Genomic DNA, 21596 nt, shown 5'->3' with positions numbered 1-21596 from the left:
ACGTTAAGTTGACTCCAATGGACACTGCCGTGTCCTCATCATGATTCTAAAATAGATTGTTTGCCTAGCCATTCGCGGAAACTATCATGATACAAACTATAGCAAATTTCTCCTCCAATTTCTTGTTTATTTAAGAACTCGATCCAATTGTCTAACACTTTTTCAACATCGTATTCATCCTGATCAATTATATTGGATATCGCACTTACAGACAAACCTGTTGGGGATTTTACCAAAACATTCAGCACAGACAAGTCAACTGCCGATAAGCCATCACCTCTCATCCGCAGCCAGTGGTTTTGATAATACGCTGCTAAACCGGGAGGAATTTCAGAGAGAAGTGAGGACTCTCCCAGATTAGCATCGGGGTGTGGATTCTCGCCGATCGCCCTTAACATCTGACTCAGATACATAAAATTGTTTTCGCTGACAGTTGCGAGTTGTTGGCAGAATTCGGGTTGAGTTAAATCCGGTGCGGTTGATAGGTATTGCTGAATGTAGTTCAGGGCATCCTCCCGATTTTGGGCGGGATAATCTCTTAAATCGAGAGTTTGAGAGGGCGTTTCAATTAACAAACCGGATTTCTCTCTCAAAAACGGGCGGCGGGCGAGGATAAAATAAGTACGATCGCCCAAATATCTCGGCAGATAAAACAGATTTGTGCTGGGAGGCTGACTCGTGCGGGCGATCGCGTCTACAGAATCAATGACTATTATCAACTTTTGGCGATCGGCTAATTTATCGCTAATTTCAATACTCCGGACAGTTTTTGGAACGATACTACAAGCTTTACAGGGCAAGGATCATAAAAAAGTCGAATTAAATGTAAGTCAGGGGTAAAGCTGACATTGATTTAATTATCCACAGTGGCTCAAAGTCTTAGAGCCTAAGCCATTCAGCCCTATAAAAACTGTCCGGACTATTGTAATTTGCTGAAGCAACAAAGACAGAAACCAACTCCCATCATCGGATTCGAGATTTTGAAGTTGAGATTTGAGATTGAGGATTTCCGATGTTTCCCCATTGGCGGCAAGGTATTTGTCAATCAGTTGAGTGCAGACAGAAGCGAGAAAATCTTCAGCTCGATTTTTGCCCTCAACAGCAGCGTTGTAATAGATACTGCGAGGATGGGCGGTGACATATTGGGCGAGGATGGAACTTTTGCCGCAGCCGGGAGTGCCGACAATTGTGAAATAACCGCGGCTGTGGGAGTCCAAAAAGTCGGATATCGCAGAAAAAACAAACTTGCGCCCTGCAAAATTCTCGGTTTTTTCTCGCAGGAGTTGCTGAAATTCTATTGGGTAAGCAGCGGTAGAGATGGGAGTTGGCAGAGGTGAGGAATTCATGTTAGTTCCTCCATGCCTTCTAACCGCAGGAAATAGACGCGGCCCGATCGATCGCCTGCTACAATTGTGACTCCATCGGGGGCGATCGCGCAAGAGGCGATCGAGCTTTCACCCGTGAAACTGGCAATCACATTTCCACTCAACAACTCCCAGACTTTGAGGGTATTGTCATCTGAACCAGAAATCGCCCGCTTGCCATCCGCAGTGACGGCGACTGCTTTTACCGACTTGCTGTGACCTTTGAGAGTGAACTACCTACACGCCCGCTGACGCTACAGTGTAGGCTTCCCAATTCATCAGGGATTGCCTCGACTATCAGAGATTTTTTACCTCCTGATAGTTTTGGTCTTACATCCCCTCCAAGGGCAGTAGCGCTAGTTCCTAACGCCAATAATCGCAAACCTTCATTTCTGATATTTATTGCCGCATTAATATCGCGGTCATGTTGTTTTAAGCAGTGGGGACAATCTACAAACCTGACACCCAAAGAATCACATCCTTTTTGTAATGCGGGTATCGGCAACAAAGTTTCACTACATAATTGAGAAGAAGGAAAAAAACGTCCTATTTCTTGATATGTATGTCCGAATTGCTCGGCTTTATATTTAAGCATTGTCAGGAACATTCCCCAACCTTGGTCACTAATAACTTTAGCAAGCTTGTGATTCTTGACCAGGTTTTTTACTGCTAAATCTTCTACACAAATCACTTGGTTTTCGTAGGCTATCTTGCGAGATAGCTTATGTAGAAAATCCTGTCTCACTCTAGCAATCTTACTAGATACGTTGGCCACTAAACCTTTAGCTTTTTGACGCTTTTTTGAAGCTTTATTTTTCTTTCTTGCTAATTTCTGTTGCTTGCGTTTTCGGTTTTTTTCTAGTTTTGCTAACTGTTTTTTAGGCAAGTCATATTTTGACCCATCTGAAGTTATGGCAAAGTTTTTTAAGCCAAGATCAATACCAATTGCTTCTACGATCGCAGTTACAGGTCTATCTTCTTGGTTGAAAAGAATGGAGGCATAGTATTTGCCCTCGGTATTTTTAGACACCGAAACAGTCGTGAATTTTACGAATGGTAGGTCTCTATGAAATACGGCTTTGACGATACCCAAACTGCCAGGAAATTTAATAGTAGAATTCTCTACCATCAATTTCACATTTTGAGGATATTGAATTGATTGCTTACCATACTTGGATTTGAAAGTTGGATATTTTGCCCGGAATTCAAAGAAATTGACGAAGGCCCTAGACAAATTAAATGTTACCCGTTGTAGAACTTGGCTATAAGCCAGCCCTAACCACTCGTATTCTTTTTTCAATCCAGGTAGAAGTTTGTCCATTGCAGCCTTAGATAGACCTTTCCCTGTTTCTTTATAGGTAGTAGTTGTGGCATTAAGCATATAATTCCACAACCATCTAGTATTACCAAAACATTGAGCTAGATAGGATTCTTGCTCCGCCGTGGGATAGATTCTAACTTTGATTGCTCTGTACATGGCTTCGAGCTTACCGTGTTTCTGTGTTTATGGTAGCTGACTTTAATCAAGGTTGTGTTAGGCTTTAACATAAATTAATGTGGATTCGCGATCGCGATCGTCCGAAAGCTGTCCAGATAAATAAGTTGCTCGGAAGTTTTTTATGTCGCCAACTTGTCCGCAAATTTTCCCATTTTATGTCATTGCCTGTTCTAAATAGTCAGCAATCCGTTGATTTATTTCCTTAAAAATCTTTCGCTTTGAATCCATCTTCTGTTTGGATTTCAGAAAATCAAGAAAACTACCATGATAAATACTGTAGCAGATTTGTCCGTCTACATTCTGCTTTCTCAAATACTCAACAAATTCATCTTCTAAAACCTGTTTCACATCGCATTCATCCACCTCGGCAATTCCAGCAATCATCTCGCAGGTGATCGGAGTACCAAACTCTAGTAAAATATACAAGATAATCTCCATCAATTGCCCTGGCTTAGCTTCCATTCCCATCCGCACCCAGTGGTTTTGATAATACTCTTGCAGCCCGTCTGGCAATTGCTTTAAACTTAAGTCATTGTAATCGCCCTTAGCAATTGCTGGCAAAACATAGCGCAAATACATAAAATTATTTTCGCTTTTGTCTGCCATTTGCTCGACAAAAGTTGTATCGGGAATGCTGCGGGTTTGAATCCAGTTTCTCAGTCCATTGTTATCGTCAGAATCGGTATTAAGAGCAAAGCGAATATATTCTTTGATATCGCCTTCTCTTAAATATAAGTCTTTTACAGGAACTCCAGGAGATACAGACAACCGCTTATGGCTGAGGTTATAGGGTCGCCTCGTTAGCAAGAAATAAACCCGATTTGGCAGAGTTGTGGGTAAGTGTAAAAGATTTTGTCCTGCTTCTTGTTCAACTTCATCGAGTGCATCAATCGCAATTACCAAACGTTCGCCAGTAGTGAGTTTGTCCACCACGTTTACCAGTAAAGTTGGTAAATCTGCATCTGCTAAATTTTGCAATTGATAGCGGTCAATTAATTGCTGACGAATGCTCTTCAAAAACAATTCTGGTCTGTTACGACCTTCGACAAGAATATTAAAGTAGCAGGGAGATTGATGTTCAGAGACGTACTTGGCAACGATCGAAGTTTTGCCCATTCCCGCATCGCCGATGATTGTAAAATAACCGCAAGGATTTTCATTGATAAATTGCTGAAAAGCATCAAAAACAAATTGGCGGCCGCAAAAGGATTGATTTTTTTCTGCTATAAGTGATTCAAACTCTGGCGGCAGCGAATTTTTGGCATACCAATCTTTGGGGTCAACAATATCTGTTGGTTCTATTCCTAAAACTTCCGCTATTTTGGTAACTTGCCATCTGTTTACGCCATTAATATTTTGTTTTGTGCCGAGTAATCTTTTAATTGTGTCAGGGGAAACATGAGCTTGAATCGCTAGTTTTTCTATGGTAAAATCAGCTTTTTGGTATGATTCTCTGAGCTTTATTTTTCCAGTTTGACTGGATTGAACTTTATCGGATTGGTGCATAGGATTTTTTTAGGTATGGTTGTTAGCTTTTTTAAGTTTAATCAAATACTTTAGTTTTGCTTTAAGGTGATCTTAGATACTCCTTTATTCTCTGGTTTATTGTTTGAAAGATAGGTCGGTTTGATTCCATTGTATTTTGAGATTGTATAAATTCAATGAAATTACTATGGTAGATAGTATAATAGTTTTTACCGAATTTTGTTTCTTGTCTCAAATACTTAAGCCAATCACGCAAAACATCTTCAATATCACATTTCTCTTCACCAGCAATTACATCGAGTTGATCAATAGGAATCTGACAGCCATTCTTATAAACTAATATATATAACAGAACTTGCCTTCTTAATTTATGTTCATGTTCCTGTATTTCCATACCCTCCCAATGGGTTTGATAATACCTACTCAGTGCAGGCGTTAACTTATTGAAAATTGGCTCCTGATAAAAATCATCCAGAATATCTTGTATTAAATAGTTGAGACATCTAAAGTTGTTTTCACTTTTTTTAGCTATCCTTTCAATAATTGTTTCTCTGCTGATATTGTGATTCTTCATCCAATGATTGATTTTGCTATTCAATTGATTCTGTTGAGCATTAGGATATGACAGGTAATCAGTCATATCTTTATAGTGAAGTTCAATATGACGTTGATCAGTCAAATTAAATTGATATACTGGAGTACCTAAGTCGGTATTTAAATAATCTTTATTAAGATTATAATAATCTGTCTTAAGATTAGAAGGTTGTCTTGTTAGGAAAAAATAAACTCCATCAGGTAAAGTTTTAGGTAAATATAAAATATTTCTTCCCCCTACTTTGCCTTGGTCAACTTCATCAAGATCGTCAACAACAATGACTAATCGTCCACTAAATTTCGTGTTGTTTGTAATTTTAGACAACAAGGCAGGTAGATTATCTTCTTCTGAGTTATCCAAATCATAACGGTCAATAAGTTGTCGGCGAATACAGTTTAAAAATTGCTCTGGTTTATTTTGATAATCCCTGGTAAAAAAGTAAGAAATTACCTCTGGATGATCATAAACATACTTGGCAACAAGAGAGGTTTTGCCCATTCCTGCATACCCGACTAAGACAAAGTAACCTTTTTCATTGGTGCTGATAAATTGCTCAAAAGCTTCAAAAACAAATCGGCGGCCACAAAAAGTCTTATTGTTGTTTTTTATTAACGATATAAATTCTTCTGGATAGGGAGATGAGTTAGAAGCTTGAGGAGTAACTACTGGTTGGGATATTTGACTATAGTTCTCTCTTAAGTTTTTATACAAAAGCCTCAACTTACCTGCGCCTTTTTGTTTACCAAGTTCAGGAAAGGTTCTTTCAAATCCCTTGTAAACCTCTCCCATCCGTTGTTTGACAGTAGGTACTGATATATTGAATTTATCTGCAATGTTTTTCTGACTTGTGTGTGCATCTGTAGAAGAGCATAATGTTTCTAATAATGTTTCCATTTGTTCCTTAGATAACCCATGTCTCCCAGATTCACCTTCAATAAATTCCTTCCAATCCATATAAGTTAACCCAAATTTTAATTTTTAATTGTAAATTAACTAAACAAATCTGTCAATCAAATTATCAAATTCAAACCTTATACCAAATCTGGGAATGCTTTTTCTACTTTGATTAGACCTTGACTATACTTTGATTAAACAGACCTCTCATATACCTAATTATATACCTGTGATAAACCGCAGTAAATGAAATTGATGTCATGATTTTGTCAGGACACAAAACAATTATTGATAAACCAAAGAGGTCTGTTAAATGAAATCTAACTTATCCAGCAAATCGCACCCCGATCAAGATTATAGCGACATTGCAGAAGAAATACTGGAAGAATGGCTGCGACAAGCTCGCCAAAGCTACAATGTCGCCCTTACCGTCATCGGTACATCGGCAATTCTTGCTTTCGTAGGTGTGGGACTTGTTTATGTTAATCAAGTTCGGGAAGGTGCTATCACTACTGCAGCGGGAGGAGTAACAACTGTTGCCGCCACTCGGTTTGCAAACCAAAAGAAGAAGGAATTACAGGAGATGATGGAGCTTGTTGAAAAACGAAGAGCGAAAGAGGAATTACGGAAAAAGATTCCTCGTCCCCAGGCTCCGCCTCCTGTGAAGCCCCGATAAGCGAGGCAGAGCCTCTAGATATGGGTTCCCAGACAGAGCCTGGGAACCAGCTAAAAAGTCCTTACTACGAACTTTTGTTCTTAGCCGCCCCAAACCTTCTTTAAAACCTCTTGAGGAGAGATGTCTGCCATTTTGCCAGTAGGAGATTTAATGCCCAAAAATCGATCGCTCTTTGGCAACAATTTCGCCGGTTCAGTCGGGCCGAACAAAGCTATTGTATAAGTTTGAACCGCCACAGCTAAGTGCATCGGCGCACTGTCAGTACATATCATCAAATTAGCAGCAGCAATTGTCGCCGCCAACTTGCCGACATCATCCGGCGAGATAACTTTTACATTCGGACATAACTCGACTAACTTTGTCACGAAGTCTGCATCTTCTGGGCCTTTCACAACAACAACAGGCAAATTCGGCTGCCGCTGCTGACAGTCTGCGATGATTTGCTTCCACTTGTCTGTAGGGTAAATTTTGTCAATACCTTTAGACACAGCTAATTGACTGGAACCGCCGTGAATCAAAATGTAGCCGCTTTCTTTTACGCCCAACCGGTGCTGTTCGGCTTCCGCCCACTGAATATCCTGTTTTGGTACATTAATTGCGATCGCCGGACAAGGATTTGTAATATTAAATCCTTGCAGCAAATCGTGGTACATTGAAGCGGCGTACTGTTCAGTTTTCAGCGGTACAGCAGCAGTGAGAAATCGAGCGCCGTTGGTTCCCGAATAGCCAACTCTCTGCGGAATGCCGGTCAGCCACAGTAGCAGCCCTACAGTCCACCGCTGGCCTAGGGAAATTACTGCTTCGTATTCGCGATCGCGAATTACACCCAGTAAATTGCCCAAATCTGCCATAGCGTTGCGGTCTTTGAAATTGTACGTCAAGACTTCTTTGACGGATTTGCAGACTCGGTAAGCACCCTTTGCCCTCGGTTCCACGATGACATCAATTTGCGCGTCGGGATAAGACTGCTTGAGGTCATCAAGAGTGGGGAAAAATAAAATTTGGTCGCCAATCCCGCCAGGGACAAGTGCTAGTATTCGCATCATAAACGATCGGGCTATTATTGATCGAGGTAGCTCTCAGAGATCGGCTCTCAACTATCAGCTTATAGTATTTCTAGACCTTAAAAGCTACTGGCTGACAGCTAAACAACAGACTCAAAAGTACAGGACGCTCTTATTATATATATCTAGTTGGGTTAAAAACGGTTAGTAAATGCACTTATTAATTCCTGCAGCGGGTTCGGGGCGACGGATGGGGAGTCAGCGGAACAAACTGCTGCTGACTTTGCTCTCTAAACCTTTGCTGAGTTGGACTTTGGCTGCGGCTGAAGCTTCGCAGCACATTAGCTGGATTGGCATCATGGGCCAGCCAGACGATTTTTCTGATTTTAAAGCAATTCTGACCGATTTATCTTTGGTTAAGCCCGTGGAACTGATTCAAGGAGGCGCCACCAGGCAAGAGTCAGTTTACAACGGTTTGCAGGCTTTGCCGCCCAATGCCGAGCGAGTGTTGATTCACGACGGCGCGAGGTGTTTGGCAACTGCTGAATTGTTCGATCGATCTGCAGAGGCCCTCTTGACCTGTCCCGGCTTGATTGTCGCCGTCCCGGTCAAGGATACGATTAAGGTCGTAGATGAGCGTCGGATCGTGCGAGACACCCCTGACAGAAGCAATTTGTGGGCAGCCCAGACTCCCCAAGGATTTGAAGTGAAATTGTTAAAGCAGTGTCACCAAGAAGGGCGAGAGAAAAATTGGGAAGTTACCGACGATGCAGCTTTGTTTGAAAAATGCGGTTTACCAGTGCAAATTGTGGAGGGGGAAGAGACGAACTTGAAAGTCACAACCCCCGTTGATTTAGCACTGGCTGAATTTATTTTACGGCAAAGATACGGGAAATAGTTTTGAATTGTGTAAGGCGCAATTGGGAATTGGCAAGGGGAATTGGTAAGCTAACTAAGTCCTCATAAAAACTCCGAATACCCAGATACCCGACTTTTAAAAGAAGTTGGGTATCTAATAACCCTCGCCTTTTAGATTTAATTAAATTGACCTACTTAGTAAGGGCTGGCTGTTGGTCGGACAATAATTTCGCTAACATCAACATCGTCAGGTTGTTCGATCGCAAATACAATCGACCGCGCGATCGCAGCAGCAGGAATAGATATTTTGCGAAATTCTTGCATTCCCGATTTTGCAGCTTCATCAGTGATGCTCTCGGCTAACTCAGACTCCGTTACTCCAGGAGAAATCACCGTCACCCGAATGTCGCCCCCAACTTCTTGTCTCAAGCCTTCTGAGATTGCTCCAACGGCAAATTTAGTAGCACAGTAAACAGCAGCAGTAGGAGAAACCGCGTGTCCGCCGATCGAGGAAAGATTGATAATCTGACCAGACTTTTGGGCTTTCATCACAGGAAGTGCCGCCGCGATGCCGTACAAAACACCTTTGATATTGACATCAATCATGCGATCCCATTCCTCAACTTTCAGTTGTTCGAGTGCGGATAGGGGCATAATGCCAGCATTGTTAATCAGGACATCTACGCGATCGAACTTGCTTTGGGCGAATTGAACGAGATCCTCCATTTGACTGCGTTGCGTCACATCTAGAGCCTGGTATTCGACTGTTCCACCCTCCGCACGAATGTCTTTGGCGATCGCTTCTAGGCGATCGGTGCGACGTGCGCCTAAAACAACTTTTGCGCCTTTTTTGGACAGCAACTTAGCGGTGGCTTCACCGATTCCGCTACTGGCTCCAGTGATCACAACAACTTTATTTTCTACGTTCAACATGGTTATTTTTCCTTTTCTTAAGGTTGACTTGAATTAAAGAAACTGACCGCCAGAGACTTCGATTCTCTGTGCATTCACCCATCTGTTCTCTTCCGATAGCAAAGCCGCGATCGCACCGCCGATATCATCAGGAAGACCGACGCGACCCAAGGCAGTTTGCGAAGCGATAAAGCTGTTAATCTCAGGATTGTCACGCACCGCACCGCCATTGAAATCCGTTTCAATTGCGCCTGGGGCTATCACATTCACAGCAATCTGTCTGTGTCCCAGTTCTTTCGCCATGTATCGGGTCAAAACTTCGATCGCTCCCTTCATGCTTGCATAAGCTGCATAGCCCGGTAGAGCAAAACGGGCAAGCCCAGAGGAAATATTGACTATCCGTCCTCCATCATTTATCAAAGGCAGAAGTTTCTGCGTGAGGAAAAAAACGCCCTTTACATGAATATTCATCAATCGATCGAAATCATCTTCGGTGGTATCAGCAAAAGACGCATGAACACCAACACCAGCATTATTCACGAGGTAATCAAAATTCTCTGTCTGCCATTTATCTTGAAGTGACTGCTTGACTTGTTCCACAAAACCGTCAAAGGTTTTAGTGTTTGAAGTATCCAGTTGCAGTGCAACGGCTTGAGCTCCGATTTCGGCGATCGCAGATACGACATTTTGGGCATCCTCCTCGCTGTTGTGATATGTCACGATGACATCGACTCCTTTTCTGGCAAGAGTCAAAGCCGTATTTTTTCCAAGTCCTCGGCTCGCCCCTGTTACCAATGCGATTTTTGTCTTGTCTTTGGTCATTGCCTTATCCTTTTACTGTTTGATTCAGATGTGTTCATCCTATGAGTAAAAGCAAGGGTTTTGAATACACAGACCTCGCAATTTATTGCCTAATCCTCCAAAGCCCTCTTTTAGGAATGGCTCAAGATGCTCTATGATGAGCAAAAGGAAATGGTTAAATCAATCAAAATACTAGCATGGCGATTGAAATGCTCAACCAAGTAATAAACCAAGATGCGATCGGCAATCAGTGTCAAGAACTGGCGGCATTGCTAACTCGGCACACCGACAGCAAAGGGAACGGTTTTCATAAAACAGAGATAGACAAACTGGAATTTATACGAGAATCTTTTGTTCCCTCCGCACTGCACTGTGTCTATCAACCTGTTCTCGGCATCGTCATTCAGGGCAAAAAAGAAGCGTTGCTGGGTGAGGAAACCTATCGTTATGGCCAGGCTCAATATCTTGTGGTTTCGGTTGATTTGCCGATTAGCGGATTTGTTGTAGAGGCTACCCCAGACAAGCCGTATTTAGGATTAAAGCTGAATCTAGATCCGCGCCAACTCTGTGACATTATTACTGCTCAAACCAAGCCAAGTGCGAATAAGAAAGAAAACTCTGTTAGAGGTTTGTTCGTCAGCACCGCCGATGCACCGTTGCTCGATTGCGCCCTCAGACTGACAAGACTTTTGGATACGCCACAGGATATCCCTATCCTGGCACCGATGATTATCCGCGAAATCTATTACCGCCTTTTAATAGGCGAACAAGGCGAAGCAGTCCGCCAGATTGCGACATCTGGCAGCAATATGCAGCGCATCGCTTCGGCGATAAAACTCATCAAAGCTGATTTTACAAAGCCGATGCGGGTTGAGTATCTCGCAGGACAAGTCCATATGTCTCCTTCATCTTTCCATCACCATTTTAAAGAAGTGACATCGATGAGTCCACTTCAATATCAAAAGCAATTAAGATTATTAGAAGCACGTCGCCTGATGCTTGCCGAAAACTCCGATGCGGCAAATGCTGCTTATCAGGTGGGTTATGAAAGCCCCTCACAGTTCAGCCGCGAATATTCTCGTATGTTTGGTGCGCCGCCGATTAAAGACATTGAGCGTTTGCGTACTGCTTGAGCGTAACTGTTTCGACTATATTGGTTTGGTTGTTCCGTTAAGACAAGTGGAGGATGAAAGAAATGCAATATAGCGGTAAATGGCGGATCACAGAGATGGGAATGTGGGATAGTGATTACTTGGACATGGAAGTTGAAGCCTATATCGAGATTGATGAAACAGGTTCAGGAGAATTTCAATTCGGTTTAGTATCAGGTGAAATTGACGGCGAAGTCGTAAAAGATGGAAAGGATCAGCGATTTGAGTTTACATGGGACGGTAATGACGAGAACGATGCTGCATCTGGTAGCGGTTGGCTCAAATTAAAGGATAAAAACTCGGTAGATGGTCGAATCAAATTCCACCAAGGCGACAGTTCTAGTCTTGTTGCAAAGCGCATGAAATAGGCAATCAGCGATCGTACTATTTTATGCCATTTTTTTTACCGCAGATGAACTCAGATAAAATCCCATCTGTGTTCATCTGCTGATATCTGCGGTCACAAAATCCCAATCTGACCAATAACCAATAACAACTGGCTTAAGTTTATCATGAAGGATTAATCGGAAACTCACCCTCACTATCAACGTCTGCGGCACTTTTAACTAAATCCAAAAACGCAAACACGGCCGGAATCAACAACCCATCCCTCAAAACAGCCACCCCAATTACCCTTTCAAAATCCGCCGGTAAACTGCAAACTTTCACCGAAGATGGTATCGGTTCCGCAGCCAAACGCGGCAGAATTGCTGCACCCAAACCTTGCATCACCATACTGACAATAGTTGAATCTTCGCTGAGTTCGTAAGCGATATTTAAGGGAAACCCCGAAGTTGTCAAATATTTTCGCAGCGGTACAGAACAAGCAATTTCTGCCGGCTGCAAAATCAACGGATAAGCCGCTAATTCTTTCCAGGTAATCTTAGCACTTGACAATTTGGCAGTTGGTGGCAGCAACACAACATATTTATCCCGCAAAATTTCTCTAGTTTCAAATTCATCGGAGATGGGAAGAGAGACAAAACCGATGTCTGCTTTGCCCGATCGCAAAGCCTCTTCCACAGCTTGGGTATAATAAACTTCGGCAATGCTGACCGTAATTTTGGGAAAGCAACTGCGAAATTTAGCAATAATACCCGGTAGGATATGAGTTGCGACACTCCGAAAAGTAACTATCCGTACCTGGCCTCCCTGCAAACCTTTTTCCAAATCCGCTTCTTTGACCATCATTTCTAAGGCGCAGGCTATTTGACGCCCGTGACTCACTACCCTTTCCCCCACTGGCGTCAGTTGAGCACCGTGTCGCCCCCGGTGGAACAATTGCACTCCCAATTCTGTTTCTAAAGAGGCGATGGCGTGGCTGACGGCGGATTGGGACAGTTCCAATTGCAAAGCCGCCTCGCTAAAGTTTTCACAGTCTGCTACAGCTATCAAAGCTTGAATCTGAGAGAGTTTCATCCGCCGCGTATTGATTTCGTTCATAGCGTTTGTGCCAGTAGTACCCAAATTGTCACAAGGGCTTCGATATATCGATTTTATTCATACAACCTATGCAAGCAATGCTTTGATTGTCAATTGCCCTAGAGTTAAGGTTAATTTATCAGGTAACAGATAGACTTTTACAGGAATTGCACGACAAAAATATTGTGCTGTAATTGTGATGAAAATATTGCAGTTCAAAGCTGTTTTTTGTAATTGTATTGGTGCAATCTTTGTAGGAGTTATCACTTTAAGGTGTTGGCTATGTCTACTTACAACAGTCGGATAAACCCCCGAATAATGATGTTTTTTTTGATAGCCGATCGAGCTAAACCATCCGAAAAACATAAAGGGCTATCTCTCTTTTCAGCTATAAAAAAAATTGGGCAGTTTTTGCTCTACCTCATTTCTAGTGAGGACGAACTGAGAATTTGGCAGACGTGCGATCGCTATGGTAACACTTGGTGGCACGGTTGCGATCGGGCGACTGGTCGTTTTACCTGCGTGGCGACGGATGATGAAATGCGCGCTTGGATCGATCGGCGTTATTGCCAATAGTAGTGTGGGTTGCGTAGAAATGAAGTGAAATACAGTCCTCGATTAGCAATTACCCATTAGCAATTACCCATTAGCAATTACCAATTACCAAGTAGGAGATGCTATGCTTCAAATATCTTCCGAATGTGCAGCGCCAGATCGCATTATTCTGATGGAAAACGAGGTATACAGATTGCCTCAAACTCATCGAGAAATTCAAGTTTTGTCAGGAATTGCTTGGATCACGGTTGACCAACAGGACATCATCTTGCAAAGCCCTGAAAAAGCATCGCTTCCACCCAGCAAAAACTTTGCTGTCATATCCGCTCTCAACAATATGCCGCTGATTATGGCAGTCTGGCAAGACAAAAACCCAGTCAGAACCTAGAGATTGAGAAAAAATTTGGCAGGAACACCCCAAAAAGCTCTATCTTAATAGTTATCACTTAGCTATTGGAGGACTCGATCGGTGCACTGCCGCTCTTATCACTTCAGCTATCTCGCAGCTATAAGTATTGTGTTATCGCCCGCACTCACCTTGCTGGCAATTTCAGACGCCCGGGCTTATGCCCCAATTATAAATGCGAGGCGCGCCCAAGCGAGCGAGCTCGCTCAGGCAACTGACCCCAAAACGCAAGCAGACGAACTCTTTGAAACAGGAGTAAAACAGCACCGCGAGGGTTTGTTTCGAGAAGCAATTCAGAGTTTTGAGCAAGTTTTGGCAATTCGCAAGCAACTAGGCGACCAAGCGGGAATCGGAGAAACCCTCAACAATATGGGGGAAGTTTATGGCGAAATGGGTTTGAGGCCCAAAGCTTTGGAAGTTCTGCAGCAAGCTTTAGTCATTCACCGAGAAATCAGCGGAGGGCGTCGTACCGCGCGCACTCTCAATCTCATAGGTTTCGTCAACCGGATTGGGGACAATTTTTCCGAAGCGATGAAACTGCACCAAGAAGCTTTGGAACTTGCCAAAACTACCGACGACCAAATTGAAATTGGAGAATCCCTCCACAACATCGCGGCCGTGTACGCAGAACAGGTCAATTACGCCAAGGCGATCGAATTTTACCAGCAAGCGCGGACGATTCGCACGGCCGCCGGCGATCGGCGCGATTTAGGTCGTACCCTCAATAACATGGGCGGCGTCTACTACAACATCGGCGACTTTAATAGAGCGATGGAATTTTACCATCAAGCTTTAGCAATTCGCCGGGAAATCGGAGACAGGGCTGGCGTCGGCCGCCTCCTCAACAACATGGCACTTACCTCCCGCAAACTCGGCAAAGATACTCAAGCGCTGATCTATTTTCAGCAAGCAATACCGATGTTAGAATCTATCGGTGACAAGACAAGTATCGGACGCTTGCTCAACAATATGGGCGCAATTCATGAAAGTCTCGGTCAAAATGCTCAAGCTCTAGAATCCTACGAGGGAGCTTTAAAAATTGCCCGCGAGGGCGGCGACAAAGCCGGAGAAACTACAGCGATGGAGGGCATTAAGCGATTGTCTTCCGGTCAGCTTGTACCGCAATAAGAGTAGTTAGTAAGTCGGGTCGAAGGAAGTAAAACCAGATATTTAAGGAATTGAAAATGATAGATTTTTGAACAATAACTTGCTATGATTGCCTGGATGTAACATTAATCAGCCAGTGCCTCGCAACGATATTGACCGTATCAGAGAGAAAATTCGCCTCCGCCAGTACGATATGTCAGCCCACGCAATGGAAGAAATGGCTGAGGACTTGCTGACTATCCTGGATGTAGAAGAGGCGGTTCTGAGCGGTCAGATTATCCGGGTTGAAAAAGACGACCCCAGAGGTACAAAATATGTAGTAGTGGGGACTGCACTGGATCGACAAACACCTGTTGGAGTGGTTGGACGTTTCGCTAGTAACGGACGTTATCTAATCATCACGGTTTATGAAGTCACTCAACTTAATGGCTAATCGTATGTATAAATACAGATGTGAGTATTGCGAAGGAACCGTTCAACCCCGCACTGTCAAGCGCGAGGCATTCAAACATAAAAATGGATTTGTCATTCTTGAAGATGTGACCATCGGTGTTTGCGATAACTGCGGCAATCGATACTATTCAGCCGATATTCTTCATGCGGTTCATGCCGTTGCAACTGGAGCGAGATTGCCTGAAAGAACCGAACAAATTCCGGTTACTCATTTAGAATCAGCATAACCAGTGGAGCGCTTTAATTGCATTAAAACGCTGTGACGATAAAGGAGACTGTCCGGGGGTTAAGATTGGAAGCGATCGATCGACTTTGGCGACGATTTGGCATTTATCTGCAAGTCGTTGTATAATGGCTTGCCAAAAATATATAACTCAAAAAGAGGAAAAAGGCTTCAGGGGCGCTATAATTTGATTGATATCGCGATCGAAAGATAGAAACAATTTCTGTAGTAATTTGTCTGCCAGAGGGGCCGCACAACCATTAATCTAAGCTATGGATATCCGTACCGAAAAGCCAGAAGATGTAGAAGCTGTTCGCAACATTAATATTGCGGCATTCGGGCGAGAAAATGAGGCTAACTTAGTCGATAAATTGCGGGGAATTGCATCTACATTTTCCTTCGTTGCGGTAGAATCCGATCGCATTGTCGGACACATTTTCTTCAGTCCGGTTGTTGTCGCAGGAAAATGTTCTAGCAATTTGTCGATTCTGGGGTTGGCACCAGTCGCAGTTCTTCCGGAATATCAGCGCCAAGGTATAGGAACGCTGCTGATTCAGGAGGGTTTAAAAGAGTGCGGGCGATCGGGATTTCAGGCAGTAGTTGTGCTTGGTCATCCAGATTTTTATCCGCGTTTTGGGTTTATTCCTGCTAGTAGGAAGACCTTAAAATGTGAATATGATGTGCCCGATGAGGCTTTTATGGTGTTGGAGTTAGAAAGTGGAGCCTTGCAGGATTGCAGCGGAACGGTGAAGTATCGATCGGAGTTTAGTCTCTGCGAGTGATATTAATTCCGCCCTTCATCGGAATTATTCATCTCTCTCTGATCTCCCTCTGCGTTCTCTGCGTTCTCTGCGGTTAAATCATTCCGATGCAACCGGAACTGATCTGACGAACTGGCGGTTTTTATTGTGCAGTATCGTAAAAAATTATAAAAATAACATTTAGTAGTCACAGTGGAAAATGGTTGTGCTGTACTTGCCTTTGTGAACCATAAAACCTGTACAACTATTGCCCAGCAAAGTTATTTAAACGCCCGCTTTTCCCTTCTCCCCTTTTGCACCTTGCAAAGCAAAAATCGGAGTTTGAGCAGATTTCCCCTTCAGAGAAACAGCTCCCAAAGCCTCGCAAATGAAGTTTAGCTCGATCGACTCACACACCCTTTCAGCAATCAAAATTTGGTTTTCCGCCGCCTTGCTCATCAACCGAGCCGCCGTATTCACCGTATCGCCGAGGATATTAAACTCCCTGCGCCCTCGCGGTTCCCCAACCTCAGCAGCAAACACCGGCCCCAGGGATAGCCCAATTTGACAGCTTACTCCCACCTCTTCACCGCCGATAATTACTGGCGGCAAACCTGAAATGATATCTCGGATCGCAATCGCCGCACTAGCCGCGCGGCTGGCATCATCCCTGTGAGCGTCGGGCACGCCAAAATAAATCAGCATATCCGAACCATCTAAGTGCGCCGTTACTTTTTGCAACACGCCCCCTTTAGCTGAGACTACAGCATCGATCGACGCAAACACCCGAGAAAAACTCACTACCAGATTGACTTCTTCCTCCGGCGAAGCTTTCTCCACAGACTCCGGTAAACCTATCAAGTTGACAAACATCACCGTCGGTTCAGGAAAATCCGGCGGAATTTTCCGCCTGTCTGCATTTTCCACCAGCAGTCTCAGGATAGTTTTGGGAATATAACTAGCAAGGGGTTCCAGCCGATTCACAGCTTGCCCGATTTCGCTTACCAAACCCGCAACGCTGCGATCGAGCAATACCGAACTCGGCATCCGCCGCCGAGTCAAAGTGATATCATACTCTCCGAGTCGATCGTCCGTGAAATCGTCCGCCACCAAAAAATAACCCGGTTTGCCCGGTTCAAAACGAAATTCCTCTCCCAAAGACTCTCTAGCAATTTCAGTCACACACACCCGCCCCACAGTTCCAGAACCCTCAGCTTGCTTGGCTTGCTGAACTGAATGCCCCAGCAGTACGTGAGCCATCCGTAGCGGGGTACCGATGTCAGCACTAATATAGCGGCCGCAGTGGATGCCCACCCGCATCCTCAAAGACAAAACACCCCGCGCCGTTTCAATATTGGCAAATTGAGCCATCGCCCGCTGCATCCGCAAACCAGCCCGCACCGCCCTCGCTGTATCCTCTTGGTAAACTCCAGACGGAAACTGCACCAGCATCGCATCTCCGGTAAACTCCAGCAAATCCCCGCCCGATTTGCTGACAATTTCAATCATCGAGGCAAAATAGTCGTTAATCACGCCCAGCAGGCTTTCCGCTCCTTTGCGCCCCTGGGTCGCATTCGCTTCCAACAGCGACGTAAACCCTGCCAAATCGGTGAACAGCAAGGTGCCTGTTTGCCACTGGTAGCGCACCTCGCCGGGGTTGGGCGGAGATTCGGACACGGGCCGGGGCACGTAGTCGTGGAGGATGTAGCGCAGAGTTCGCAGGTGATCGAAAACCCCCATTAGCGTTGCGGGGGACGGATCTACCCACGCAGCAGCGTACAGTTGAGCCGAAAGGAGCGATCGCAGCCGCAGTTCGATCGCAGCCAAGGGAGGATTGTAGGTTAATCTATTAATAATTTCCACCTAAGTTTATTCTTAAAAAATAAGGTAAGTTCTATCGATCGAGAGGCAATACCAAGAGCTCGACCTATACCATTATGATAAGTTTCCAGTGACCCCATACCAGCCAAACCCTAAACCCCCGATAGAAACTTCCGAAAGTCACAGCTTGCTAGCTCCCGATTTGATCCGAGCTGCTCGATCGGCCTATGGTATGTATCTGAAAGTGCATTCCGAGCAGATGCAGCGTCCGGCCGGTGTAGTTGTCAGTCAAGGAAGCGATCGAGGCCAGCTAATTTTTGCTTCGCAGCCAGTTTTGTTGCCAGGTGAACGTTTTGTTACTTTTGACGAAATTGAATCTCAAATGTATTAATTAGTAATTGGTCATTGGGCATGGGGCATGGGGCATGGGGCATGGGGCATGGGGCATGGGGCATTGACAACTAATATTTATGTTGGCTCGAACGAGTGTCAAAAAATAGGTTTGTAGTGAGAACTTTAGTCCTCATAATTTTACTTTTGACTAAAGTCCCTACTACAAACCTTATTGGTAATTGACCGGACACAATCTAACAATTAATAAATAACCACAGACAACAGTCAACAGTGAACAGTGAACAGTCAACAGTGAACAGTCAACAGACAACTTAATGGAACTTATCTTTAATTCCCTTGTCACGGCGATCGTCTTTATTTTCGGAGCGGCTATTGGCAGCTTTCTAAATGTGGTAGTCTATCGGTTGCCTGCCGGTTTGTCGGTGATCCACCCTCCTTCTCGCTGTCCCAAATGTTTAAATCAACTCAGAAATTACGAAAATATACCCGTTTTCGGTTGGCTATGGCTGCGGGGACGCTGCAATCACTGCCACAGTCGGATTTCTGCCCGCTATCCACTGGTGGAAGCTGCTACGGGTTTGCTGTTTTTGTTAATCTTCTGGCGGTTTGGCGTAACAGTGCAAACTCTTGGTTTTTGGGCTTTGTTTAGCTGGCTGTTGGCTTTGTCTTTGATTGATTGCGATACAATGACTTTGCCTAATTCTTTAACTCGATCGGGTTTGGTGCTCGGATTGGTTTTCCAAATGGCGAAAGGTTGGTGGCCGACATTTAGTCTGATCGACTCGGTAAACTATCTGGTACTCGACGGGATCGCGGGAGCAGTTGTCGGGTTGTGGCTGTTTGACGCGATTGGACTCGCCGGGACAATCGGCCTGGGGCAGAATGCTATGGGCGCCGGAGATACCAAATTAGCCGCCTTGATGGGAGCTTGGCTGGGCTGGAAATACTTGCTGCTAGCGGGATTTATTGCCTGTGTCGCCGGGGCTTTTGTTGGTGGTGGGGCGATCGCTATCGGGTTGCTCGATCGGCGTCAACCCATGCCTTTCGGCCCGTTTCTGGCTCTAGGTACAGCAATTACTGCTCTGTGGGGCGAAGCGATCTTATCTAGTTACTGGCAGTTGTTTTTCCCGAATTTTAGTTTCTGATCGGCAGGTAGTCAGGCGCGATCGAACATAATATTGTCTCAAAAATTGGTAAAATTGTTCCGTGTCTTGGATTACACTTACAACTACTAGCTTTCGTTGGGAAGCGGAATTAATGCAGCAGCTCCTAGCTGCTCATGAAATCCCGGCCCGGATTGTAGACTTGGGCATAGCATCTTATTTCGGGGCTGGAAGTGCTACAGCCCTGCAAGTTCTTCCACAACACCAGCGAACAGCATGGCTCCTCATCAGTCCAGTTGAAGAGGACAATAGTCAGTAGTCAAGTCTGTTGTTTATTGTCTGTTGTTATGGGTTATTGGTTATTAGTTATTAGTTATTAGTTATTGGTAGCAGCTAACAACTCACAAATAACAACAGTCAACAGCCAACAGTCAACAGTCAACAGTCAACAGTCAACAGTCAACAGTCAACAGTCAACAGTCAACAGTCAACAGTCAACAGTTAACAAATACCAAGTTTTAATGTCTCTATTTGATTGGTTTGCAAATCGACGAAAATCAGTACCGAACTCCCAAGAACGGCCGGAACGAGAAATTGCGGACGGACTTTGGAATAAATGCGAAGCTTGCGATGCCCTGAGTTATACCAAAGACCTGCGAGCAAATCAAATGGTTTGCTTGGAATGCGGGCATCATATCAGAGTTTACAGTGACGATCGCATCGAGCAGTTGATCGATCCCAATACGTGGGTACCCATTAACGAAGGACTGCACGCCACCGATCCCCTGAAATTTCGCGATCGAAAAAAATATAGCGATCGACTCCGAGAATTTCAAGAAAAAACAGGCCACCTAGACGCCGTAGAAACAGGCATCGGCAAACTCGAAAATTTGCCAGTCGCCCTCGGAGTCATGGAATTTCAGTTCATCGGCGGCAGCATGGGCTCAGTAGTCGGAGAAAAGCTGACTCGCCTCATCGAACACGCCACGCGGGAACGCTTGTCAGTGATCATTGTCTGCGCTTCCGGCGGTGCAAGAATGCAAGAAGGAATGCTCAGCTTGATGCAAATGGCTAAAATTTCCGGGGCTCTAGAACGCCACCGGGAAGCGAGACTGCTTTACATCCCGATTTTGACCCACCCGACCACCGGTGGCGTCACCGCCAGTTTTGCCATGCTGGGAGACATTATAATTGCAGAGCCAAAAGCTACTGTAGCCTTTACGGGCGGCCGAGTAATCGAACAAACTCTGCGGGAAAAGCTGCCGGAAAATTATCAAACTTCCGAATACTCCTTCGCCCACGGTTTTGTAGACTTGATCGTACCCCGGACTCAATTAAAGAAAACTCTCGGTCAGCTCATCAGCCTCCACCAGCCCCAGCCTTTCTTGGCTGACTCGGAATTCCCCGCCCTCGAAGCCAGTGACAGTCACGCTTTGCCCCCGCAGACTCACGCTTTCAAACTTTCTCCCTAAGCTGCTGCGCCGGAGGATTGTCTGTTGGTGAGTGCGGGGCACAGAGGGAAATTTCTGAGGAATTGCGAAAAACCCGGCTTCTACCAAAAATATTTAGTTTGGTAACGAAACGTTCACGCAGACACCGGGTTTTGATCCCAGAGCGCGCAAGTCCTATTGGTAATAACGACCCAGCAGTGGGATGATATTGATCGGAAGTTGATTGGCCCTGAAGTTAGGCTGGGCAAAAATGCCTAGTCGCAGTTAGCGGTTAGTTAGCTTGCGATCGAACAAAATCTCAGAACAAACTAACAGAACAAGCTAACAGCGCTTTCTAAAATTGTCCGGCTTTCAGTTAATAGCCGTCAACTCAATTTTGACCTGTCAGCGACCTAAAAATTATGGGTTTTGCAGACCTGTCCATCGCAGAAATAGCAGAGGACTTCAACGTCCCTGTGGAAGAAGTGATCCGCTTGTGCGACGAGTTGGAAATTGCCTACAAGCACCCTCAAACCCGTTTGGCTTTGGAGGATGTTAAGGCAATTATGTCCACTCTCGAAAAAAGGCGCGACTCAAAACTTCTTGCAGATTAGATCGCAAAATTCCTCTACCTTTAAAGGTATGGCTGCACAAACTTTCGCCAGTTGTTGCAGACTCAGGGAATTTTGAACACAAATCTGTTTGCCAGGTATGATCTCTTAGCGTTCAATAATTTGCCGGATT

Annotated in this window: 26 protein-coding genes; 15 read left to right on the top strand and 11 right to left on the bottom strand. The window is 44.7% G+C overall.

All coding sequences use genetic code 11. The annotated features are described in order from the left end of the window. Positions 1 to 38: 38 nt before the first annotated feature. From QUB04_RS20690 to QUB04_RS20665, 6 genes are all read right to left on the bottom strand, one after another. Entirely contained in the window at positions 39 to 719 is a 681-nt protein-coding gene (locus QUB04_RS20690; protein ID WP_333287196.1) for a hypothetical protein, read from the bottom strand. Positions 720 to 857: 138 nt separating this feature from the next. Beyond that, the gene (locus tag QUB04_RS20685) at positions 858 to 1346 is read right to left on the bottom strand and encodes a hypothetical protein (RefSeq protein WP_333287194.1); all 489 of its coding nucleotides are present in this window, start codon (positions 1344 to 1346) and stop codon (positions 858 to 860) included. Then, a complete protein-coding gene (locus QUB04_RS20680; protein WP_445301080.1) occupies positions 1343 to 1531 on the bottom strand; it encodes a hypothetical protein in 189 nt (62 codons plus the stop codon). Before QUB04_RS20680 ends, QUB04_RS20685 begins: the two co-directional genes overlap by 4 nt. A 35-nt stretch (positions 1532 to 1566) precedes the next feature. Beyond that, a complete protein-coding gene (locus QUB04_RS20675; RefSeq protein WP_333287190.1) occupies positions 1567 to 2841 on the bottom strand; it encodes an RNA-guided endonuclease TnpB family protein in 1275 nt (424 codons plus the stop codon). Between the two features lie 174 nt (positions 2842 to 3015). Further along, the gene (locus QUB04_RS20670) at positions 3016 to 4368 is read right to left on the bottom strand and encodes an AAA family ATPase (protein WP_333287188.1); all 1353 of its coding nucleotides are present in this window, start codon (positions 4366 to 4368) and stop codon (positions 3016 to 3018) included. 61 nt (positions 4369 to 4429) lie between these two features. Further along, positions 4430 to 5896: an ATP-binding protein gene (locus QUB04_RS20665; protein ID WP_333287186.1), complete on the bottom strand. Its 1467-nt coding sequence runs from the start codon at positions 5894 to 5896 to the stop codon at positions 4430 to 4432. Between the two features lie 253 nt (positions 5897 to 6149). Here QUB04_RS20665 and QUB04_RS20660 point away from each other — a divergent pair, with 253 nt between their 5' ends. After that, a complete protein-coding gene (locus QUB04_RS20660; protein ID WP_333287184.1) occupies positions 6150 to 6512 on the top strand; it encodes a TRADD-N-associated membrane domain-containing protein in 363 nt (120 codons plus the stop codon). Positions 6513 to 6592: 80 nt separating this feature from the next. Here QUB04_RS20660 and QUB04_RS20655 read toward each other — a convergent pair whose 3' ends face one another. Continuing rightward, positions 6593 to 7555: a glycosyltransferase family 9 protein gene (locus tag QUB04_RS20655; RefSeq protein ID WP_333287243.1), complete on the bottom strand. Its 963-nt coding sequence runs from the start codon at positions 7553 to 7555 to the stop codon at positions 6593 to 6595. Between the two features lie 172 nt (positions 7556 to 7727). On the opposite strand from QUB04_RS20655, the gene ispD reads away from it, so the two are divergent. Then, on the top strand, positions 7728 to 8414 hold the full coding sequence (gene ispD, locus QUB04_RS20650; protein WP_333287182.1) for a 2-C-methyl-D-erythritol 4-phosphate cytidylyltransferase: 687 nt from the start codon (positions 7728 to 7730) through the stop codon (positions 8412 to 8414). Between the two features lie 155 nt (positions 8415 to 8569). Here ispD and QUB04_RS20645 read toward each other — a convergent pair whose 3' ends face one another. Both QUB04_RS20645 and QUB04_RS20640 read right to left on the bottom strand, forming a co-directional pair. Continuing rightward, positions 8570 to 9307 carry an SDR family oxidoreductase gene (locus QUB04_RS20645; protein ID WP_333287180.1) on the bottom strand — a complete coding sequence of 246 codons (738 nt, stop codon included), beginning with the start codon at positions 9305 to 9307 and terminating at the stop codon, positions 8570 to 8572. A 33-nt stretch (positions 9308 to 9340) separates the two neighbouring features. Continuing rightward, complete coding sequence (locus QUB04_RS20640; protein WP_333287178.1) at positions 9341 to 10108, bottom strand: SDR family oxidoreductase; 768 nt, start codon at positions 10106 to 10108, stop codon at positions 9341 to 9343. A 176-nt stretch (positions 10109 to 10284) separates the two neighbouring features. Between QUB04_RS20640 and QUB04_RS20635 the strand changes: the two genes are divergently transcribed. Together QUB04_RS20635 and QUB04_RS20630 are read left to right on the top strand one after the other, a co-directional pair. Beyond that, positions 10285 to 11220: an AraC family transcriptional regulator gene (locus QUB04_RS20635; protein WP_333287176.1), complete on the top strand. Its 936-nt coding sequence runs from the start codon at positions 10285 to 10287 to the stop codon at positions 11218 to 11220. A 53-nt stretch (positions 11221 to 11273) separates the two neighbouring features. After that, the gene (locus QUB04_RS20630; RefSeq protein WP_333287174.1) at positions 11274 to 11606 is read left to right on the top strand and encodes a hypothetical protein; all 333 of its coding nucleotides are present in this window, start codon (positions 11274 to 11276) and stop codon (positions 11604 to 11606) included. 142 nt (positions 11607 to 11748) lie between these two features. Here the strand turns inward: QUB04_RS20630 and QUB04_RS20625 are convergent, their stop codons facing one another. Then, positions 11749 to 12681, bottom strand: a complete 933-nt coding sequence (locus QUB04_RS20625; RefSeq protein ID WP_333287172.1) for a LysR family transcriptional regulator — start codon at positions 12679 to 12681, stop codon at positions 11749 to 11751. A 261-nt stretch (positions 12682 to 12942) separates the two neighbouring features. On the opposite strand from QUB04_RS20625, the gene QUB04_RS20620 reads away from it, so the two are divergent. From QUB04_RS20620 to QUB04_RS20595, 6 genes are all read left to right on the top strand, one after another. Further along, complete coding sequence (locus QUB04_RS20620) at positions 12943 to 13236, top strand: hypothetical protein (protein ID WP_333287169.1); 294 nt, start codon at positions 12943 to 12945, stop codon at positions 13234 to 13236. Positions 13237 to 13339: 103 nt separating this feature from the next. Beyond that, positions 13340 to 13603 (top strand): hypothetical protein, encoded by a 264-nt coding sequence (locus QUB04_RS20615; protein WP_333287167.1) that lies wholly within the window; start codon positions 13340 to 13342, stop codon positions 13601 to 13603. 81 nt (positions 13604 to 13684) lie between these two features. Next, positions 13685 to 14749: a tetratricopeptide repeat protein gene (locus QUB04_RS20610; RefSeq protein ID WP_333287165.1), complete on the top strand. Its 1065-nt coding sequence runs from the start codon at positions 13685 to 13687 to the stop codon at positions 14747 to 14749. Positions 14750 to 14864: 115 nt separating this feature from the next. Further along, positions 14865 to 15161: a DUF4258 domain-containing protein gene (locus tag QUB04_RS20605; RefSeq protein WP_333056916.1), complete on the top strand. Its 297-nt coding sequence runs from the start codon at positions 14865 to 14867 to the stop codon at positions 15159 to 15161. After that, the gene (locus tag QUB04_RS20600) at positions 15154 to 15408 is read left to right on the top strand and encodes a YgiT-type zinc finger protein (RefSeq protein ID WP_333287163.1); all 255 of its coding nucleotides are present in this window, start codon (positions 15154 to 15156) and stop codon (positions 15406 to 15408) included. The genes QUB04_RS20605 and QUB04_RS20600 overlap by 8 nt, the downstream gene beginning before the upstream one ends. Positions 15409 to 15676: 268 nt before the next feature. Next, a complete protein-coding gene (locus tag QUB04_RS20595) occupies positions 15677 to 16186 on the top strand; it encodes an N-acetyltransferase (RefSeq protein ID WP_333287161.1) in 510 nt (169 codons plus the stop codon). A 243-nt stretch (positions 16187 to 16429) separates the two neighbouring features. Here QUB04_RS20595 and QUB04_RS20590 read toward each other — a convergent pair whose 3' ends face one another. Further along, a complete protein-coding gene (locus QUB04_RS20590) occupies positions 16430 to 18007 on the bottom strand; it encodes an adenylate/guanylate cyclase domain-containing protein (RefSeq protein WP_333287159.1) in 1578 nt (525 codons plus the stop codon). Between the two features lie 88 nt (positions 18008 to 18095). Between QUB04_RS20590 and QUB04_RS20585 the strand changes: the two genes are divergently transcribed. The 5 genes from QUB04_RS20585 to QUB04_RS20565 all read left to right on the top strand — a co-directional run bounded on the left by QUB04_RS20585 (position 18096) and on the right by QUB04_RS20565 (position 21466). Further along, a complete protein-coding gene (locus tag QUB04_RS20585) occupies positions 18096 to 18356 on the top strand; it encodes a hypothetical protein (RefSeq protein WP_333287157.1) in 261 nt (86 codons plus the stop codon). A 277-nt stretch (positions 18357 to 18633) separates the two neighbouring features. Beyond that, the gene (locus QUB04_RS20580; protein WP_333287155.1) at positions 18634 to 19464 is read left to right on the top strand and encodes a prepilin peptidase; all 831 of its coding nucleotides are present in this window, start codon (positions 18634 to 18636) and stop codon (positions 19462 to 19464) included. Positions 19465 to 19525: 61 nt separating this feature from the next. Next, the gene (locus tag QUB04_RS20575; RefSeq protein ID WP_333102041.1) at positions 19526 to 19741 is read left to right on the top strand and encodes a hypothetical protein; all 216 of its coding nucleotides are present in this window, start codon (positions 19526 to 19528) and stop codon (positions 19739 to 19741) included. 202 nt (positions 19742 to 19943) lie between these two features. Next, the gene (gene accD, locus QUB04_RS20570) at positions 19944 to 20894 is read left to right on the top strand and encodes an acetyl-CoA carboxylase, carboxyltransferase subunit beta (protein WP_333287241.1); all 951 of its coding nucleotides are present in this window, start codon (positions 19944 to 19946) and stop codon (positions 20892 to 20894) included. Positions 20895 to 21274: 380 nt separating this feature from the next. Beyond that, positions 21275 to 21466: a translation initiation factor IF-2 gene (locus tag QUB04_RS20565; RefSeq protein WP_333058460.1), complete on the top strand. Its 192-nt coding sequence runs from the start codon at positions 21275 to 21277 to the stop codon at positions 21464 to 21466. Positions 21467 to 21596 lie beyond the last annotated feature (130 nt).

This window comes from Microcoleus sp. D2_18a_B4 (assembly GCF_036702475.1).
In the GTDB taxonomy this organism is placed as follows: domain Bacteria; phylum Cyanobacteriota; class Cyanobacteriia; order Cyanobacteriales; family Microcoleaceae; genus Microcoleus.
The sequence above is the reverse complement of the archived record's forward strand: the minus strand, read 5'-3'. Positions and strand labels throughout refer to the sequence as shown.

Coding starts and splice junctions, on each gene's coding strand:
- QUB04_RS20685 (WP_333287194.1), bottom strand. CDS start 1,346: ATGAATTCCTCACCTCTGCCAACTCCCATCTCTACCGCTGCTTACCCA.
- QUB04_RS20675 (WP_333287190.1), bottom strand. CDS start 2,841: ATGTACAGAGCAATCAAAGTTAGAATCTATCCCACGGCGGAGCAAGAA.
- QUB04_RS20670 (WP_333287188.1), bottom strand. CDS start 4,368: ATGCACCAATCCGATAAAGTTCAATCCAGTCAAACTGGAAAAATAAAG.
- QUB04_RS20665 (WP_333287186.1), bottom strand. CDS start 5,896: ATGGATTGGAAGGAATTTATTGAAGGTGAATCTGGGAGACATGGGTTA.
- QUB04_RS20660 (WP_333287184.1), top strand. CDS start 6,150: ATGAAATCTAACTTATCCAGCAAATCGCACCCCGATCAAGATTATAGC.
- QUB04_RS20655 (WP_333287243.1), bottom strand. CDS start 7,555: ATGCGAATACTAGCACTTGTCCCTGGCGGGATTGGCGACCAAATTTTA.
- ispD (WP_333287182.1), top strand. CDS start 7,728: ATGCACTTATTAATTCCTGCAGCGGGTTCGGGGCGACGGATGGGGAGT.
- QUB04_RS20645 (WP_333287180.1), bottom strand. CDS start 9,307: ATGTTGAACGTAGAAAATAAAGTTGTTGTGATCACTGGAGCCAGTAGC.
- QUB04_RS20640 (WP_333287178.1), bottom strand. CDS start 10,108: ATGACCAAAGACAAGACAAAAATCGCATTGGTAACAGGGGCGAGCCGA.
- QUB04_RS20635 (WP_333287176.1), top strand. CDS start 10,285: ATGGCGATTGAAATGCTCAACCAAGTAATAAACCAAGATGCGATCGGC.
- QUB04_RS20630 (WP_333287174.1), top strand. CDS start 11,274: ATGAAAGAAATGCAATATAGCGGTAAATGGCGGATCACAGAGATGGGA.
- QUB04_RS20625 (WP_333287172.1), bottom strand. CDS start 12,681: ATGAACGAAATCAATACGCGGCGGATGAAACTCTCTCAGATTCAAGCT.
- QUB04_RS20620 (WP_333287169.1), top strand. CDS start 12,943: ATGTCTACTTACAACAGTCGGATAAACCCCCGAATAATGATGTTTTTT.
- QUB04_RS20615 (WP_333287167.1), top strand. CDS start 13,340: ATGCTTCAAATATCTTCCGAATGTGCAGCGCCAGATCGCATTATTCTG.
- QUB04_RS20600 (WP_333287163.1), top strand. CDS start 15,154: ATGGCTAATCGTATGTATAAATACAGATGTGAGTATTGCGAAGGAACC.
- QUB04_RS20595 (WP_333287161.1), top strand. CDS start 15,677: ATGGATATCCGTACCGAAAAGCCAGAAGATGTAGAAGCTGTTCGCAAC.
- QUB04_RS20580 (WP_333287155.1), top strand. CDS start 18,634: ATGGAACTTATCTTTAATTCCCTTGTCACGGCGATCGTCTTTATTTTC.
- accD (WP_333287241.1), top strand. CDS start 19,944: ATGTCTCTATTTGATTGGTTTGCAAATCGACGAAAATCAGTACCGAAC.
- QUB04_RS20565 (WP_333058460.1), top strand. CDS start 21,275: ATGGGTTTTGCAGACCTGTCCATCGCAGAAATAGCAGAGGACTTCAAC.